14 protein-coding genes are annotated in these 17,469 nt (G+C 55.9%); 10 read left to right on the forward strand and 4 right to left on the reverse strand.

Going from position 1 to position 17,469, the window contains the following annotated elements; all coding sequences use genetic code 11:
- Window positions 1–295 precede the first annotated feature (295 nt).
- Window positions 296–2,902: an endo-1,4-beta-xylanase gene (locus ACW9KT_RS16720; RefSeq protein WP_457082436.1), complete on the forward strand. Its 2,607-nt coding sequence runs from the start codon at window positions 296–298 to the stop codon at window positions 2,900–2,902.
- A 328-nt stretch (window positions 2,903–3,230) separates the two neighbouring features.
- Here ACW9KT_RS16720 and ACW9KT_RS16725 read toward each other — a convergent pair whose 3' ends face one another.
- A complete protein-coding gene (locus ACW9KT_RS16725; RefSeq protein WP_457082438.1) occupies window positions 3,231–3,674 on the reverse strand; it encodes a hypothetical protein in 444 nt (147 codons plus the stop codon).
- A gap of 400 nt (window positions 3,675–4,074) precedes the next feature.
- Here ACW9KT_RS16725 and ACW9KT_RS16730 point away from each other — a divergent pair, with 400 nt between their 5' ends.
- The 9 genes from ACW9KT_RS16730 to ACW9KT_RS16770 all read left to right on the forward strand — a co-directional run bounded on the left by ACW9KT_RS16730 (window position 4,075) and on the right by ACW9KT_RS16770 (window position 13,999).
- Window positions 4,075–4,419, forward strand: coding sequence for a hypothetical protein (locus ACW9KT_RS16730; protein WP_457082440.1), 345 nt, complete (start codon window positions 4,075–4,077; stop codon window positions 4,417–4,419).
- Between the two features lie 131 nt (window positions 4,420–4,550).
- Window positions 4,551–6,947, forward strand: a complete 2,397-nt coding sequence (locus tag ACW9KT_RS16735; RefSeq protein ID WP_457082442.1) for a TonB-dependent receptor — start codon at window positions 4,551–4,553, stop codon at window positions 6,945–6,947.
- A gap of 50 nt (window positions 6,948–6,997) precedes the next feature.
- A complete protein-coding gene (locus tag ACW9KT_RS16740) occupies window positions 6,998–7,564 on the forward strand; it encodes a hypothetical protein (protein ID WP_457082444.1) in 567 nt (188 codons plus the stop codon).
- A 166-nt stretch (window positions 7,565–7,730) separates the two neighbouring features.
- Complete coding sequence (locus ACW9KT_RS16745) at window positions 7,731–10,181, forward strand: TonB-dependent receptor (protein WP_457082446.1); 2,451 nt, start codon at window positions 7,731–7,733, stop codon at window positions 10,179–10,181.
- A gap of 16 nt (window positions 10,182–10,197) precedes the next feature.
- Entirely contained in the window at window positions 10,198–11,151 is a 954-nt protein-coding gene (locus ACW9KT_RS16750; protein WP_457082448.1) for a cation diffusion facilitator family transporter, read from the forward strand.
- Between the two features lie 139 nt (window positions 11,152–11,290).
- A complete protein-coding gene (locus ACW9KT_RS16755) occupies window positions 11,291–12,556 on the forward strand; it encodes an MFS transporter (protein WP_457082450.1) in 1,266 nt (421 codons plus the stop codon).
- A 65-nt stretch (window positions 12,557–12,621) separates the two neighbouring features.
- Window positions 12,622–13,023, forward strand: a complete 402-nt coding sequence (locus tag ACW9KT_RS16760; RefSeq protein WP_457082452.1) for a hypothetical protein — start codon at window positions 12,622–12,624, stop codon at window positions 13,021–13,023.
- Between the two features lie 108 nt (window positions 13,024–13,131).
- Window positions 13,132–13,581, forward strand: a complete 450-nt coding sequence (locus ACW9KT_RS16765) for a DUF6526 family protein (RefSeq protein WP_457082454.1) — start codon at window positions 13,132–13,134, stop codon at window positions 13,579–13,581.
- Window positions 13,582–13,696: 115 nt separating this feature from the next.
- Window positions 13,697–13,999 (forward strand): DUF4286 family protein, encoded by a 303-nt coding sequence (locus ACW9KT_RS16770; RefSeq protein ID WP_457082456.1) that lies wholly within the window; start codon window positions 13,697–13,699, stop codon window positions 13,997–13,999.
- 109 nt (window positions 14,000–14,108) lie between these two features.
- On the opposite strand, the gene ACW9KT_RS16775 is transcribed toward ACW9KT_RS16770, so the two are convergent.
- From ACW9KT_RS16775 to ACW9KT_RS16785, 3 genes are all read right to left on the reverse strand, one after another.
- Complete coding sequence (locus ACW9KT_RS16775) at window positions 14,109–14,609, reverse strand: N-acetyltransferase family protein (RefSeq protein WP_457082458.1); 501 nt, start codon at window positions 14,607–14,609, stop codon at window positions 14,109–14,111.
- A 157-nt stretch (window positions 14,610–14,766) separates the two neighbouring features.
- The gene (locus ACW9KT_RS16780) at window positions 14,767–15,000 is read right to left on the reverse strand and encodes a hypothetical protein (protein ID WP_457082460.1); all 234 of its coding nucleotides are present in this window, start codon (window positions 14,998–15,000) and stop codon (window positions 14,767–14,769) included.
- Window positions 15,001–15,144: 144 nt separating this feature from the next.
- Complete coding sequence (locus tag ACW9KT_RS16785; RefSeq protein WP_457082462.1) at window positions 15,145–17,340, reverse strand: prolyl oligopeptidase family serine peptidase; 2,196 nt, start codon at window positions 17,338–17,340, stop codon at window positions 15,145–15,147.
- Between the last annotated feature and the right edge of the window lie 129 nt (window positions 17,341–17,469).

Consider the following 17,469-nt stretch of genomic DNA (forward strand, 5'->3'; position numbering starts at 1 on the left):
TTAAGTTTAATATAATGAATGGCTGATTCTTCATCTGCTAGACTTGTGCAGGCAAACAACAAGATTTTGTTGTTTAAATACAGAATGCCTATCGAAACCGATTGCATTTTCCTATCACAAACGCTTGCATAGTTAACGTGTATTGGGAACTTACTAAAACGTTTGCGGAGCTGTATCGAAGCGATAACTTAGAAATAGAATCAGCTAAAGCTACGCTTAACTGATCGAGAATCTCTATTTATCACTCCATCCATAATCCAAACACATGATGACACCCAGACACTTATTTTTTCTTATGGGATTGTTCTTTAGCAGTCTAGCCCTGCACGGACAAAATGCCCCTGTAGTGCTGCAAGCCGAAACCGGCACAGTTCGGGCAGCAAGCACGCCTCCCGCTATTACATTTCTAACCGAAGCTGGCACCGGCACTGGCTTTGTTCGGGTAGTAGGGGATCTGGTTCGAGATTCTAATAATGGTGCTTCGAGCCCCAACGCCGACAGCCGGGTGATCTCCTACACGGTTACGTTTCCGGGGCCTGGCGTTTATGAACTATATGCCAGAGCACGTGTAGGTTCGGGGGGCTTTAATGATGACAGCTACTACTTGCCAAACTCATTTGGCACTCGGCCGGCCTCCGATCCTAGCCGGTGGATAGTGGCAAATGGCTTGGCCGGTGGTGGCTACTCTACCATCACGGACATTGTTTCGGCTAGCGGTCCGGGGGGAGCCAATAACACGTGGAGATGGTTTCGGATGTCGTCCTTTGAGGGCAGCACCTTCACGGTACCAGCAGGCAGCTTAACCCAAACGTTTGAAATTGGCAGCCGCGAAAACGGGCTGGATATCGACAAATTTGTGTTCGGCGCCGCGGGCGTTTTCTTCACCGTCGGCAACCTTGATAACGGCCAGCAAGGCTCCCTCACGCCGCCGCCGCCACCATTTGTTCCACCAGGCCCGCCTATTGCCACTGGCAAGCCTAAGTTTGTAGGCGGTGCTTTCAGCAACTCCCAGAAGGTCAACTTTAATAAGTACTGGGACCAGGTGGTATCAGAGAACGATGGCAAGTGGGGCAGCGTAGAAGGCACCCGCAACGTGATGAACTGGGCCGGCCTCGACTCGGCCTATAACCAGGCCAAGCGCCAGAATGTCCCCTTCCGCATGCATGTGCTGATATGGGGCAACCAACAGCCCGCTTGGATTGAGAATTTGCCCCCCGCAGAGCAATTAGCCGAAATAAAAGAGTGGTTCGGGGCCGTAGCCCAGCGCTACCCTGATATTGCTTTTCTGGAAGTAGTGAACGAGCCGACCAACGATCCGCCCCGTAGAACCAGCCCTACCGATCAGGGCAGCGGCAACTACATTGACGCCCTAGGCGGCACGGGTGCTACCGGTTGGGACTGGGTAATTAACTCCTTCAAACTTGCCCGCGAATATTTCCCTAATACGCCGCTGATGCTTAACGACTACAGCGTGGAAAACGTACCAGCCAACACACAGCGCTACCTGAACATCATCAATCTGCTTAAGCGCGAAAACTTGATTGACGTAATTGGTATTCAGGGCCACGCTTTCTCTACTCGTCCTACTCCGTCAGCCACGCTCACCAGCAATCTGAACCTGCTGGCTACTTCCGGCTTGCCTCTCTACATCACGGAGTTTGATGTCGACGGCCTTCAGGATGACGTGCAACTGGCCGAATATCAGCGCGTGTTTCCGTTGTTCTATGAGCATCCTGCCGTAAAAGGCATCACGCTATGGGGCTACCGTCCCGGCCACTGGCGCACAGGCCAGGGGGCTTATCTAGCCTTCGAAAACGGTGCCGAGCGTCCCGCCCTGAAATGGATGCGGGAGTACGTGCAGAGCACCAACCTCGCAACAATCACGACGGCAACGAGCCTGGGCGCCACCAGCTACTGCGGTAGCAGTACGCTAAGCGTACCTTTCAGCGTTGCGGGCAGGGTGACAGCTAACCAAACCTTCACGGCGGAGCTTTCTGACGCCACTGGCAGCTTCGCTAATCCTACGGCTATTGGCACTGCTACGGCCTCGGCCGCAGGCAGCTACTCGGTGTCGGCTACCATTCCAGCCAACACGCCCGAAGGCTCGGGCTACCGTATTCGGGTGGCAAGCAGCAACCCAAGCGTATTGGGCAATGCGAACAATACCAACTTGGCCATTAACCCCGTATTTACTGCCCCAGAGATTGTCGTGACGCCAACCAACAATACGTATACAGGAGGCGTGCCCACCAACATCTACCTGGGCTACGGACCCCAAAGCGTGAGGCTCACGGCCGCTGGGGGCGTTAGCTATGCGTGGACAGGGCTGGCGGGCTTGAGCAGCACTTCGGGTGCTACTCCGATATTCACGGCCACGCAAGCCGGCACCTTTACGTTCAGCGTCACCATTACCAACGAAGCTGGCTGCACGGCTACTAAGCAAGTGACGCTGACGGTTGTGGACGCGCGTTGCAGCAACAATGACAACGCACCGAAGGTGCTGGTTTGTGTTAACGGCAAGGTAGTGTGCGTAGCGAAAAGCGCTGTTCCGGCCCTGCTCACTTACACGAAAGGCATCGTTAGGCTTGGCGACTGCACAACGGGTACCAATGTCGATTTGACAGCTCTCAAAGAGCAGATTATTCGCTTTTTTGAAGCGTACCCCAATCCGTTCAGTGGCCGAACGACCCTGCGCTTCCGCTCCACCGAGTCAGGGCAGACTCAGTTGCAAGTCTATAATCAGTTTGGTCAGCTGGTTGCCACGCCTTTCAATGGCGTAGCCGAGGGAGGCCGGGAATATGAGATTACGCTAGACGGCAGTTCGTTGCCCGGAGGTATCTATACTGGCCGTTTACTCACCAATGGCAAAGTGGAAACCATTCGCTTGATGCTGAATAAATAAGCCATCTTTTATCAACGTAGAAATAAAAAAGGGGCGCCTGATGTAGGTGCCCCTTTTTTATTGGGTGAAGTAAAAGTTAGTGCATACAGCCAGCAAAAATTTTCGTCAGACAAAGAGGCTCTCGGCCTTATCCGTGGGGGACCTTTTTGTGGCGGGGCGAAGAATGGCCGCAAAGCGGCGCAGCAAGCGGGTGGATAGTGTTTTCATAGCGTGGGTGGGTAGACGTTCAGACTGTATACTACAAAGGTCAACAGTGGTTGTGTCCAGGGTGTTGCCAACAGATTACGTTTTGATTATGAAGAGATAAGGCTAGGGACCGGGGGGCTTTTTAGGAGGCTGCTTGCCATTCGGCTGTTAGGGCCAGCATGTGCATGGGCGAGGTTGTAAGCCACTCTAGTGCTATGCTGGGGTCAGCGAAAAACTGCACATTGAACCGGGTCAGATGGCTACCCAGCGTTAAGATGTTCTCGACCACGGCCTGATTATAGGCAGCTGAGGTAGGCAGCACTACCGCTACTTGCCGAATGGCTTGCACCACTTCGCGCGGAAACCAGCTCACATTCATTCGCTGCAGCTCGCGCACGCTCAGTACCGATAATCCATCCAGATCCACGAGCACGCGCACAATCTGATGCGTTTGCATCAAGTCGGCTAGGTAAACCATTGCCTGCGCAAAGCTGTGCACTTGGCTGCCGCCTCGCCACTGATAACGCAATAAGCACAACGATTCATCGTACTGCACCCGCAAACAATCGATTAGAGCAAGAATCATCCTAACAATAAAATTATAAAGCTCTCTAAAATGCTAAAAACAGAGCGACGCTAATCTGTAGCGAATTACTTGCCATTTATTTAAAAACTATTCGGTTTGAGCTTAAAATCAAATGAGAAGGATTTTAAAACGTTATTTTCGAGATTTGCTAAAATTTGAGCATTTGATGCGAAGTACACCCTGCTTTTACTTTTGTTCTTTAATTCGTCTAATAAGTTATTAGCGCTGGACGTGTTTATTTCGCTGCATTGCCAGCTTAGCGTATCACATTGACATTTTCGAGTATGCTCGAAGTGCAAAGCCCTGAACGCCATTGAATTTATCGACGCGAATTCAGTCAAGCAACTACTTGCGCTTTTCCGCGTACTTTTGCATCATCAGTTCCGACACATTGTTGCAAATGCGGACTCTCCGTACTCGTCTGGCTTTTCTATTGCTGCTCTGCTTCACGCGGGTGCTGCTGCCCGACGCGTGGGTATTGGCGATGCACCAGCATGAGCACACGGAGGAGGAGCCCGCTCACGCTACCCGCCTCGATAATGCTCATGCGAAGGCTCTACTCACGGCCAAGCACCAACATTGCCAAACGGATAGTTTTTACCACGTTCCCTTCCAGCCCGCGCCACCTGTAGAGTTGCCGTTTGCGGTAGCCTATGCCAATGCTACTGCTGTGGGGGGCATTTTAGCTGAAGCGCACAGCGTTTCCCAAACCGCGCGCCTGCGCGGTCCGCCTAGCCGGGCCTAACCACATACCAGCTGCACTTTTGCCGCATTTGCCCCCAGGGCACGTGTGCTCCTGCCTTTTCCTAACCGCTGCGCGGTCTGCGAAACTTAGGTGCGGCTGCCGGTTCAGTTTATCCCGGTTTTCCCTTTTTTATGTTATTGCAATTGCCAAGCCGCCTGAGGCTGCTGGCGCTGACGTGGTTATGGCTACTGCTCGGCGGCACGCAGGCTGGGTGGGCTCAATCGGGCTGTACACTTTCGCTGAGCGGCCGCGTCACCGACCATGAGTCGCGTCAGGCCCTGCCGGGCGCTATCGTGCGCCTGCTCGATACTGAAGAAGCCATGCTTACCGACGCCAACGGCAACTATCACCTGCATGTGTGTGCGGGCAGCTACCGCCTGCAAGTCACCTTTCTAGGCTACGAGCCCGAAACACTTGAGGTGCGCGTAAACAGCGCCGTTATTCGTGATTTCAAGCTGCACCCATCGGCCGTGGCCTTGCGCGGGGCGCTGGTGCAAGGTGCGCGCGTGGTGGAGCAGCTGCCCCAGGCTACGGGCACCATTACGGGCCGAGAGCTACAACAAACTCGTGGGCAAAGCCTTGGCGAGGCCCTGCAAAAGATAAGCGGCGTGACGGCCATTCAGACCGGGCCCAGCATTTTCAAGCCCCTGATTCATGGTCTGCATTCCAACCGTGTGACTATTCTGAATAACGGCGTGCGCCAGGAAGGTCAGCAGTGGGGCCAGGAACACGGCCCCGAAATCGACCCGTTTATTGCCTCCCAGCTCACAGTGGTAAAGGGTGCGGCCAGCGTGCGCTACGGCTCCGATGCTATTGGGGGTGTGGTGCTGGTGCAGCCCAAGCCCCTGCGCGACTCCGTAGGCACGGGTGCTGAGCTGAACCTGGTGGGTATGAGCAACAACGGCATGGGGGCCTTTTCGGGAATGGTGGAAGGCAACATGCGCCGCTTACCAGCTTTGAGCTGGCGAGTACAGGGCACCGCCAAACGAGCCGGTACGGCGCGCACGCCCGACTATGTTATCCCCAACTCATCATTTGCTGAGTACGACTTCTCGGGAGCAGTAGGCTGGCGCAAAGCCAACTATGGCGTTGAAGTGTTTTTCAGTCAGTTCAACACCAAGCTGGGTATTCTGCCCGATTCTCACCTTGGCAATCAGTCCGATTTTAACCTAGCGGTAGAGCGAGGCAGCCCTTTAGAGCCCCAAAGTTTCACCTACGATATCGGCCGGCCTTATCAGCAGGTACGCCACGATTTGCTGAAGCTGACAGGTTTTGTGCGCACGGGATCGGCGGGTCGCCTTACCACGACGCTAGCTCACCAAGTTGATATGCGCGACGAGTACGACCGTTACCGTCCTCGCAACGACAACCGCGCCCGCCTCAACCGCCCCGAGCTCAGCTATACCAACCGCACCACCACGGCCGACTTAGCTTGGGAGCACAAGCCCCTAAGCAACTTAACCGGCACCGTGGGCCTGAGCGGCACCTACCAAAGCAACCGCTACGATGGGCGCCCCTTTATTCCCTTCTATACCAACACGGTGGGGGGTATTTTTCTGATTGAGCGCTGGCGCAAGCGGAAGTGGCAGCTCGAAGCTGGCCTCCGCCTCGATCGCCGCGATCTGGAAACCCAACGCGCCATCGGTAACTCTGGTAATTTCTACATTGCCACCGACCGCTTCCAGTACACGACTCCGGCGGCCTCGCTGGGGGGCATTTTTGATGTTGATCCGCACCTCACGCTAAGCGCTACCGGCAGTCTTACGCGGCGCGCTCCCGCCGCCAACGAACGCTTTAGCAATGGCGTGCACAATGGGCGCTACGATATCGGCTACGACGTAGACCGGCCCGACGGTGTGCCGCCTTTGGGCCCCGAAACGGCCTGGCACGCGGGCCTGACGGTTACTGCTCACGACAACCCGCGCTTCAACGGGGAGGTGAGCATCTACCAGACCTATATTCAGAACTACATCTACCAAGTACCGGTGCTGCCGCCGCCGCTCAACATCCGGGGCGTGGTGGCGACGTTTCTGTTTCAGCAAACTGATGCACTCTACCGGGGTATGGATGTGTCGGGTACGTACGCGCTGACGCCGCAGTGGCAGCTCGCCGGCAAGGTCGCCGTGGTGCGGGCCCGCGACCAGCGCCTCGATGACTACCTCATCTTCACCCCCGCCGACCGGGCCGAGCTCAGCCTGCGCCACGACTGGCGCGAACACGCGAGCGGCCGCTTCAGCCAGCGCTTTGCCCAGATCGGAGCATATGGCGTGGCTCGCCAAACCCGCGTGCCACGCGAGGTATTCGACTACGCCTTGCCACCCGCGGGTTACCTGCTGCTGGGGGCCGAAATCGGGACGACGGTGCAGGTCGGTCGGTTGCCGCTGGATGTAAGCCTGGCTGGCTCCAACCTGCTCAACCAAACTTACCGCGACTACCTCAACCGCTTCCGCTACTTCACCGCCGAAATGGGCCGCAACGTGACTCTGCGCGTGCGCGTGCCGCTTGAGTTCACCAAAAAAGCCCCCTGAAGATCAGTTCTCAACTTTTAATCCCACTTCAATCCCTTTAAAACTACCTCATGAAAAACAATCTGTTCAATAAATCGCTGATTGGTCTGCTAGTGGCAGCTCCCTTCTTTGTTTCCTGCGACGACGATGGCAACGGCCCCACGCCCGACGACAGCAACGAGCAAATCACGACGGTACGCTACGTGCTGACGCCTACCACCGGCGGTGGAGCACCCGTTACCGTCGAATACCGCGACCCAGACGGTGATGGCGGCATTGCGCCCACCATCGGTACCCTTACCCTCGCACCTAACACTACCTATACCGGCCGCCTCACCCTGCTCGACGAGACCAAGAGCCCAGCCGAGGACATCACCAGAGAAATTCAAGACGAGAGCGATGAGCACCTTTTCGTGTTCACACCCACTGGCACCAATGTAACGGTCACCATCACCGACCGCGACGCCAAAAATCTACCAATCGGCCTGCAAACGCAGGTTGTGACGGGCACCGCCAACGCAACTGGTACCACTGGCAGCCTGCGCATTGTGCTGCGCCACCAGCCCGGCACCAAAGACGGTACGGCCACGCCCGGCGATACAGATGTGGATGTGAGCTTCCCCACGGCGGTTCGCTAAGCATATTTCTGGAATAGGGAGGCCGGCTGCAAACGGTTTCCCACTCTTCTCTCCTTGTTTGGTTTTGGAGAATCTGGGGAAGGCACCGGTCGTTGGCCGGTGTTTTCTTTTTATAAAGCCAACCGTAGCACGGCAACTCCGTATTTTGCCGCCTGAATCCACTGTTATGACGCGTATACTGCTGACCGCTGGGCTTTTGCTGCTGTCGGGGGGCATTTTTGCCCAAACTTCCACCCCATCTTCCGCGTCAAGTGCAGGCCGCGTGGTATCGGCGCTGGTTACCGGGCGTGTGCTCGATGAGGCCACCGGCGAACCGCTGCCCGCCGCCACCGTGCTCTTCCCCGATCTGCGCCAAGTCACGACGGCGGGCCCGGATGGCGCTTTTCGCTTTACTAATCTGCCAAAAGGCCGCTTCCTGATGCAGGTGCGCAGCTTGGGTTATACCACCGTGGTGCGCACCGTAGATACCAGTACCGGTCAGCCCCTAGAAATTGCGCTTAGCCCCGCCGCCACCGAAATTGGGCAAGTGGTGGTAACGGGCGTGTCGGCCAGCACCGAGATGCGCCGCTCCCCTATTCCGACCACCGTTGTCGACCGCACGCAACTCAATCAGGTGGCTGCTACTAATGTCGTGGATGCCATTGCCCACACGCCCGGATTGGCCCAAATTACGACCGGCGTCGGCATCAGTAAGCCCATTATTCGCGGCTTGGGGGCTAATCGAGTGATAACCTTGAACAATGGTGCCCGTCAGGAAGGCCAACAGTGGGGCGACGAGCACGGTATTGAAATCGACGAAGCTGGCATTGATCGGGCCGAGATTATCAAAGGCCCCGGCAGCCTGCTCTACGGCTCCGATGGCTTGGCTGGCGTGGTCAACTTCTTGGCTCCCGATCCGGTTGAAGAAGGCAAAATCATTGGCTCCGTTGCTACTAACTATCAGACCAATAATAATCTACTGGGCTACTCCGTCATGAATGCCGGCAACCTGAACGGGTTCAACTGGTTGGCCCGCAATAGCGGCAAAGTAGCCAGCAACTACCGCAACCCCTACGACGGCCGCGTGTTCAACTCTGGCTTTCGCGAGTTGAACGGCAACGGCTACATTGGCTTAAATAAAAGCTGGGGCTATTCTCACCTCACGCTAAGCACCTTCAACCAAATCGTTGGCCTAGTAGAAGGCGACCGGGACACCATCACGGGGCAGTTTTTGAAGCCAGTTGCTCGCGGCATCGATGAGATAATTGGGGAGCCACAAAGCGGCGACGCCCTGCGCACATACACCTTGCAAGTGCCCCGCCAGCAAATCAATCACCTGCGCATCGGCACCGAAAACAACTTTATTTTCAACCAAAGCCGCCTCACGCTTAATGTGAGCTGGCAGCAGAACCTGCGCCGCGAGTTTGGCAACCCCGCCGATTACTACGAGGAGTCGCTGTTCTTCCAGCTGCGCACCGTGGACTACAGCGTGCGCTACTTTCTGCGCGAAATGAGCGGCTGGAACACGACCATCGGGACCAGCGGTATGCAACAGGAAAACGTGAACAAGGGCGTTGAATTCCTGATTCCCGCCTACCGCCTGCTCGATGGCGGCGTGTTTGCGCTTACCAAGAAAACCTTCGGCAAGCTCGACCTGAGCGGGGGCCTGCGCTACGACCTGCGCCGCATCACGGCCGATAATCTTTACCTCAATGACGAGGAACAGCCCGTGCCGGCACCTTCGGGCGACGAGAAATTTCCAGGCTTCGAGAGCACCTTTCGCAATGTATCGGGGAGCGTGGGAGGCTCTTTTTCCGTTACCGAGCAGTTGATACTTAAGGCCAACGCCGCCCGCGGCTTTCGGGCCCCGAATATTGCCGAGCTAGGTTCCAACGGCATTCACGAAGGCACTATCCGCTACGAAATCGGCGACCCAAACCTGAAGGCCGAAACCAGCTTTCAGCTCGACGCCGGCGCCAGCTACGAAACCGAGCACATCAGTCTGCGGGCCGATGCCTTCCGCAACCGTATTCAGAACTACATCTTCCCCCGTCGCCTAGCTGGCGCAGCCGGCGACTCGCTTTCCACCGAGGGCGACCCGGTATTTGTGTACGGCCAAGGCGATGCGCGCCTGCTGGGGGGCGAAATTAGTGTTGATATTCACCCTCACCCCCTCGACTGGCTGCACTTCGAAAACAGCTTTTCCATGGTCCGAGCCTTAGAGCTGAACCAGCCCGACAGCCTACGCTACCTGCCCTTCATCCCCGCTGACCGCCTGCAATCGGAGCTGCGCGTGAATTTTCGCAAAGCAGGTAATAACCTGGCAAACCTCTACGCTCGGGCCGGCATCGAGCATACGTTTACCCAAAACCGATTCTTCTCGGCCTTTGGCACCGAAACCCGCACGCCCGGCTACACTTTGGTTAATGCTGGGGTTGGGGCCGATGTGGTGAACTCTCGCGCCAAAACGCTGTTTTCTATTTACTTAACTGGCACCAACCTCTTCGACGTTGGCTACCAAAGTCACTTGAGCCGCTTGAAATACGCTGCTTTCAACCCAGTAAACGGCCGCACTGGCGTGTTTAATATGGGCCGAAATGTGAGCGTAAAACTTGTTGTACCACTAGCGTTTAAATAGAGCATATAAGTTGTAAATGGCCCATCACCACCACAGTCACGCGCACGGGCACAGCCACGACCACCATCACCACGGTCCCACCGACGGCAATTTCGGGCGGGCATTCGGGATTGGGATTGGGCTGAATCTGGCCTTTGTGGTGGTGGAAGCGGCGGGCGGATTGTGGGCTAATTCTTCGGCTCTGCTTTCTGATGCGGGTCACAACCTGAGCGACGTGCTGAGCTTGGCGCTGGCCTGGGGCGCTACTCGTCTGGCTCAAAAGCCGGCGTCGGAGCGCTACACGTATGGCTTAAAAAGTGCTACTATTCAGGCCGCACTGCTTAATGCGGCTTTGTTGTATGCCGCGCTGGGCATTATCCTCTGGGACGCCATCGACCACCTGCTCCACCCCGCCCCCGTCGATGGGCGCGTGGTAATGGTGCTGGCGAGCATTGGTATTCTGATTAATGGCTTTACGGCCTGGCTGTTTCGTAGCGGGCAAAAGGGCGACGTGAACCTGCGGGGGGCTTATCTGCACATGCTCACCGACGCGCTAGTGTCGGCCGGGGTCGTCGTGGGCGGCGCGCTAGTACTCTGGACTGGCTGGTTGCGCCTCGATGCGCTTATCAGCTTCGGTATTTTGGGCCTGATTGCCTACAGCTCCTGGGGTTTGCTACGCGAAACCGTGCAGCTCAGCCTGCAAGCCGTACCGCCCGGCATCGACCTGACCGCCGTGCGTCAATTCCTGCTGGCCCGGCCGGGCGTCACTCAAATTCACGACCTGCACGTGTGGCCCCTCAGCACCCGCGACACGGCCATGAGTGCCCACCTTGTGCGGCCCGGCGGGGCCAACAATGCTTTTTTGGAGGAACTACAGGAAACGCTGCACGCGAAATTTGGCATCAGCCATTGCACCGTGCAGGTAGAAGATACGGTACCCGTGGCCGGCAGTCACGGCTGCTGCGAGGAAGAGCACCAAGCCACAGTCTAAGGCCACGCTGTTTGGCACACTTACCGGGCGCCTTTCCGTTCGCTTATTATTGAATAACGATTGCTTGGGGGCTTTTTTGCCAAAAAATATTCACCTTCACCTAATCTGTAGCTAGCAAAACCACCCCACCCTCGCCCGTATGAGCAAGCCTGCCGCCCCGGCTCCCATTTTGCCCCCCAACACCAAATCTGCCTCCCTGTTTAGCGCCGTCGTGATTGTAGCGGCCCTGGGTTACTTCGTAGACATCTACGACCTGATTCTGTTCAGTATTGTACGTGTCCAAAGCCTGAAGGCGCTGGGCGTAACCGATCAGGCAGCCATTACCAGTCAGGGCCTCTACCTGATTAACATGCAGATGGGTGGCATGCTGCTGGGGGGCATTTTATGGGGAGTTTTGGGTGATAAGCGTGGCCGGATTTCGGTGTTGTTTGGCTCCATCCTGCTTTATTCGCTGGCCAACATTGCCAACGGCTTCGTGCAAACTATCGAGCAGTATGCCTGGCTGCGCCTGATTGCCGGCATCGGCCTGGCCGGAGAGTTGGGTGCGGGCATTACGCTGGTGGCTGAAAGCCTTCCCAAGGAAAAGCGTGGCTACGGCACCATGATAGTGGCTACGGTAGGCGTATCGGGGGCAATGCTGGCGTACTGGGTGGGTGAGCGGTTTGGCTGGCGCAATGCCTATTTTATCGGCGGTGGGCTCGGCTTGGCGTTGCTGCTCTTGCGCGTAAGCGTGTATGAGTCAGGCATGTTTGAGCAAGCCAAGCGTAGCGACGTAGCCCGGGGCCGCTTCACCGACTTATTCACTAATGGGCCGCGTTTGGCCAAGTACGCCAAATGCTTGCTGATTGGTGTGCCGCTGTGGTTTGTGGTCGGCATTCTGATTACGCTGGCCCCGGAATTTGGCCGTGAGTTGGGCGTGCAGGGCGAGGTTACGGCCGGCTTAGCTGTGTTCTGGTGTTACTTCGGGCTGGTGTTTGGCGACTTTGCCAGCGGCGGCCTCAGCCAAATTTGGCGCAGCCGCAACCGGGCGCTCCAGCTGTTTCTGGTGTTTTGCGGCATTATGGTGGCCATGTACCTGTTTGGTTTGCGCGGCGCTACTACCACTACCTTTTACGCAGTGTGCTTTGTATTGGGCTTATCTGTAGGCTTTTGGGCGTTATTTGTAACGGTGGCCGCCGAGCAGTTCGGCACCAATCTGCGGGCTACGGTAGCTACTACGGCACCCAATTTCGCGCGTGGCTCCGTGATTGTGCTGGTACCCCTGTTCCAGTTGCTCACCGGGCCGCTCGGGCTCATCGGCAGCGCTGCCATCATTGGACTCGTGTCGCTGATCATTGCTTTCTGGAGCGTGAGTACTCTGCCCGAGAGCTACGGCAAAGACCTTGATTACCTGGAAGTTTCCTAACCGGCTAGTAACTTAATAACCTGCGGGAGCGTTTGAGGACTATACAATAGTTACTCTCCCTCAGTATGAAAAAGTTAGCGAGTATCCTCACCTTGGTTGGCGTAGCCTTACTGAGTCAGTCGGTACAGGCTCAAACCACAACCACGGCCGACTCGGCGCAGCTGCGAATTCAGCAGCAGCAGGAAGCGCTCAAAACGAATGAGCAGGCCCTGAAAGAGCAGCGCAAAGAGCGCGAAAAAACGTCCGACGCGCTAGATGATCAGCGCGACGACATGCGTAAGCAGAAGAAAGAAATGGATCGGCAGAAGGCAGAAATGAACGCCACCCGCCGGGAGCAAAAACGACAGATTTCAGCCCAGGAAAGTCAACTAAAGGCCACCAAGCAAAGCGAAAAAGCGCGCCAGGCGGAGCTAAAGGCCGAAAAGCTGCGTATTAAAGCTGATCGGCAGCGTGCAAAAGCAGATTAGTAATGCCTTTACCTGCCTCCACGTAGGAACTAACTTGTACTTCTTTGAAAACTCCAGCCCGCCGGCTGGAGTTTTTTGTGCTCACACCTTCACCTTTCATTTCCCCTTATGGCCGATTTGCCTACCAAAAACACTGCACGCTACTACCCGCTGCATCATTTTGTATTGCTGCCCGCGGCCCTTGTCATGGCTTTTTACACCGGCCGACGCTACGCTTCCGTAGCCGGCGACGATTCCGAAATCTCGCGTATCTGGTTTTCTCTGATGGTGCTGGCCGTAGTCGGGCTAGGCGTGCTGGTAATGCTACGTCAGCATTATGCCCTTACTTTGCAGGACCGCTTGATTCGGTTGGAAGTGCGGCAGCGTTACTTTGAAGTTACCGGCCAAAGTCTGCGGCCTCTGGAAGATCGGCTTTCGCTGAAGCAAATCCTGTCGTTGCGGTTTGCTGGCGACGCCGAGCTAGCCAGCCTCGTACAGGCAACAATCAGTGAAAATTTGCCCCCCAAAACTATTCAGGCACGTATTCAAGAGTTCCACTTCGACCCGATGCGGGTGTGAGGCGCGGTGCTTAAGGAAGGATAAGGCAGGAAGAATGAGGAATTCTTTTTACCGTCTTCGCCGTTAAGCGCAGCCTGTCCCCCATTCTTCATTTTTCATTAAGCGTAGCGTTCTTATGATTCTTTACAACGTAACCAGCAGCATCGAGCCAGAAATAGCGGACGAATGGCTGGCCTTTATGCGTGAAACCCATATGCCGGAGATTATGGCCACCGGCTTCTTCATTCGTAGCCAGCTTTGCCGCCTACTCGATGAGGAAGACGGCGGCATCACGTATGCGGCCCAATACTACTGCACCAGCCTGGAGCAGCTAGAAGAATACCAGCGCCTCTGTGCACCCGGCCTACGCACCGACCTCGAAATTCGTTTTCCTGGTCAGTACGTCTCCTTCCGAACCGTATTGGAAGTAATGGACTAAGTCATTGATTTAATAACTTGGCTTTATAGCAGTTCACTTAATTATTAAAAAAGCCCCCTAGATAACTCTGGGGGGCTTTTTTAATAATTAAATGAATACATGCTCTCATTTACTGACTGCTCACGGCAGCCTCTGCGGCGGGGGCGCAGGCATAGGCTTGCAACTGCTCGGCAGTGAGGTTGCCGTTGAACCACTCAGGGTCGAGGTTAGCCCCAATTTTTTTGTAGAAACCAATAGCGGGCTCATTCCACTCTAGCACCTGCCATTTCATGCGGTTGGCGCCTGTCGTGCGGGCTTCGGCTACTACCGCGTCGAAGAGCAGCTTGCCAAGGCCCGTGCCGCGCATCTCCTCTGTTACCACCAAGTCTTCCAGAAACAGCATTCGGCCCTTCCAAGTGGAGTAGGCAGTGTAGTACAAAGCCAGTCCCACGATCTGCTGGGGGGCTTTTTCGGCCACAAAGAACTTGAAAATAGGATCAGGGCCGAAGCCGTCGCGCTCCATGTCGGCCAGCGTATTGGTTACTTCGTGCGGGGCGCGCTCATACACGGCTAACTCCTGAATAAGAGCCAGCACTTGGGGCAAATCGGTTCGGGTGCCGCGACGGATCATAATGCTGCGCTTAACGCGGAATTAGAATGAAAAATGAGGCAGCGTCTGCTGCTCAGTGAAGATTAATAAAAGGTGACATGACTAAAACGAAGATGAGCAACGACGGTGGGTCATTGCTCATTCTTCATTCTAATTATTCATTGAGTGCAACTCTCAATTACATCTGAGGCTGCATATTCTTGATGGTTTCCGTAGCGTTGGCGGCGTTTATTTCGCGCGGAATATTGGGGTCCGTTTTACCACCTGTGGTGTCGGCAGCGGCGGGAATGGGCGGCAGGGGCTTTACAACCACGTTCTCGTCCATGTTCTTATAATCCGGATTCTGGCATGAGGTCACGGATAGGGTCAGGGAAGCGCCGGCCAGCAGACCGAGCACAAGCGTTTTCTTCATAAACAGCCGAATAAGGCGGGCAAGTGAGTTTCGGGGCGCAAGATACAAAGCGCTACGCGAAAGGTTAGTACGGAAAAAAGCCCCCCAGCGGCTATTCCTTTGCTTAATTGCCGTAAACTGAACCGCTGAGGGCTTTTTTACGCCTTATTTTCCGTACGGATTCAGGCCCATGTTATAGTAGGCAAAAGCCCACACATCGGCCCATTCCTGAATCTGGAGCTTGGTGCTTTTGCCCGCGCCGTGACCCGCATTCACATCCACGCGGATAAGCTGGGGGCTCGTGCCGCCCGCTTTTTCCTGTAGGGTGGCCGCAAACTTAAACGAGTGGGCCGGCACTACCCGGTCGTCGTGGTCGGCGGTGGTAATCATGGTGGCCGGGTAGTCGGCGCCTTCTTTTAGGTTGTGCAGGGGCGAAAACTTGTAGAGGTTCTGAAACTGCGCGTAGTTGTCGGAGGTACCGTATTCGGGTGCCCAGTTCCAGCCGATGGTAAACTTCTGATAGCGCAGCATGTCCATCACGCCCACGGCCGGCAAGGCCACCCGCGCCACATCGGGCCGCTGAATCATGGTAGCGCCCACTAGCAGGCCCCCATTAGAGCCGCCCGCAATAGCTAGGTGCTTAGGCGAAGTGTAATTCTGTACTGATAAATACTCGGCGGCGGCAATAAAGTCGTCGAACACGTTTTGCTTGTTAGGCGTCATGCCGGCTTTGTGCCAAGCCTCGCCGTACTCACCACCTCCACGCAGGTTGGCCACGGCCAATACGCCGCCGTTTTCCAGCCACAGCATGCGTGCTATGCTAAAGGAAGGCGTCAGGGAAATATCGAATCCGCCGTAGGCGTAGAGGTATGTCGGGTTCTTACCGTCCAGCTTCAGGCCTTTCTTGTGCACAATGAACATTGGAATCTTCGTGCCGTCTTTGCTGGAATAAAATACCTGCGTGGTCAGGTAATCATCCGGCTTCACATCTACTTTCGGGGCCTGAAATACGGTGCTTTGCTTGGTGGCAAGGTCGTATTTATAGATGGTGGTTGGGTAAGTAAACGAGGTAAAGGCGTAGTACACTTCCTTCGCGTCGCGGCGCCCACCGAAGCCGGCAGCCGTACCAATGGCTGGCAGCTCCACGTCGTTCTGAAACTCGCCGCCTTCGCTGTACACCTTCACCTGGCTGCTAGCATCTTTCAGATAAGTAGCAATCAGGCGGCCGCCCACTTGCTCCACGTTGTCGAGCTTCTCGGTGGTTTCGGGCAGCACGGTTTTCCAGTTGGCCTGCTGGGGCTTCTTAGGGTCGATGAGCACGAGGCGGTATAGGGGCGCCTGGTAGTTGGTGTGTACCAATAATTTGCCCCCCACATTGCCCACCACCGAGTTGTTGTGCTCGTAGCTGCTGATGAGGGTGGTGAACTTGCTGGCTTGCTTGGGGTCGGTGAGGTCGCGTACGGCTAGGCGGTTGCCATCGGCCACGCCGTCGGTAAGGCTGAGTACTAGGAACCGCTCATCCTCGGTTGTGCCCGCAAAGCGGAAGCCCAGGGGCATTTTCTTATCTTCGTACACCAGCTTGTCGGCCTTTTGGGGCGTGCCTAGTTGGTGATAATACACCTGGTGAAACTCGTTTTTGCCGGCCAGCTGGTTTTCGCCCGCCTTGGGCGCGGCGTAGCGGCTGTAGTAAAAGCCATCCTTGGCCCAGGCTACGCCCGACACCTTCACCCACTCCAGCTCATCTTTCAGCGGCTGGCGCGTTTTTAGGTCCAACACCTTCACTTTCAACCAATCGGAGCCGCCGCCCGAGGTGGCGTAGGCCATATAGCGGTGGTCGTTGGAAAAGTAGGTGCCGCTCAGGGCCGTGGTGCCATCGGCTGAAAACTTGTTTGGGTCCAGTAGGACTTCCGGCTGACTCTGGGGGGCATTTTTCTGTACGTACAGCACGGCTTGGTTTTGCAGGCCGTCGTTTTTGGAGAAATACAGCTGCCCGTCTTCCACCTGCGGCACGCCATAGCGCTCGTAGTTCCAGATGGTAGTCAGCCGCTCCCGGATCTTATCCCGGAAAGGTATCTTCTCTAAATAGCCGAAAGTCAGCTTGTTCTGGGCTTCCACCCAAGCTTTTGTTTCGGGCGAGTCCAGGTCTTCGAGCCAGCGGTAAGGGTCGGCCACGGGCGTGCCGTGGTAATCATCGACATGGTCAGATTTGCGGGATTCGGGGTATTTCACGGGTGAGCTAGATGAAGTAGCCGCCATATGGGGGTTGGCCGAGTAAGACGTAGCCGACTTTGACTCGGGCCCCGCCGACCGGCAGGAGGCCAGCCCCAGCAGGGCCAGCAGTGGATAATGTGTAAGGCGCATAAGGTGTAAGCAGGAGCAGAGTAGGTGCCGAAGATAGCCGGCCGTCTTTCTATTATAGCATATTAAGCCATACTTTGTTGTAATATATTGAGCTATCAAATTTAAAAGGGTGCTAAGCAGAGGTGAAGC

This window comes from Hymenobacter sp. HD11105 (genome assembly GCF_054051685.1).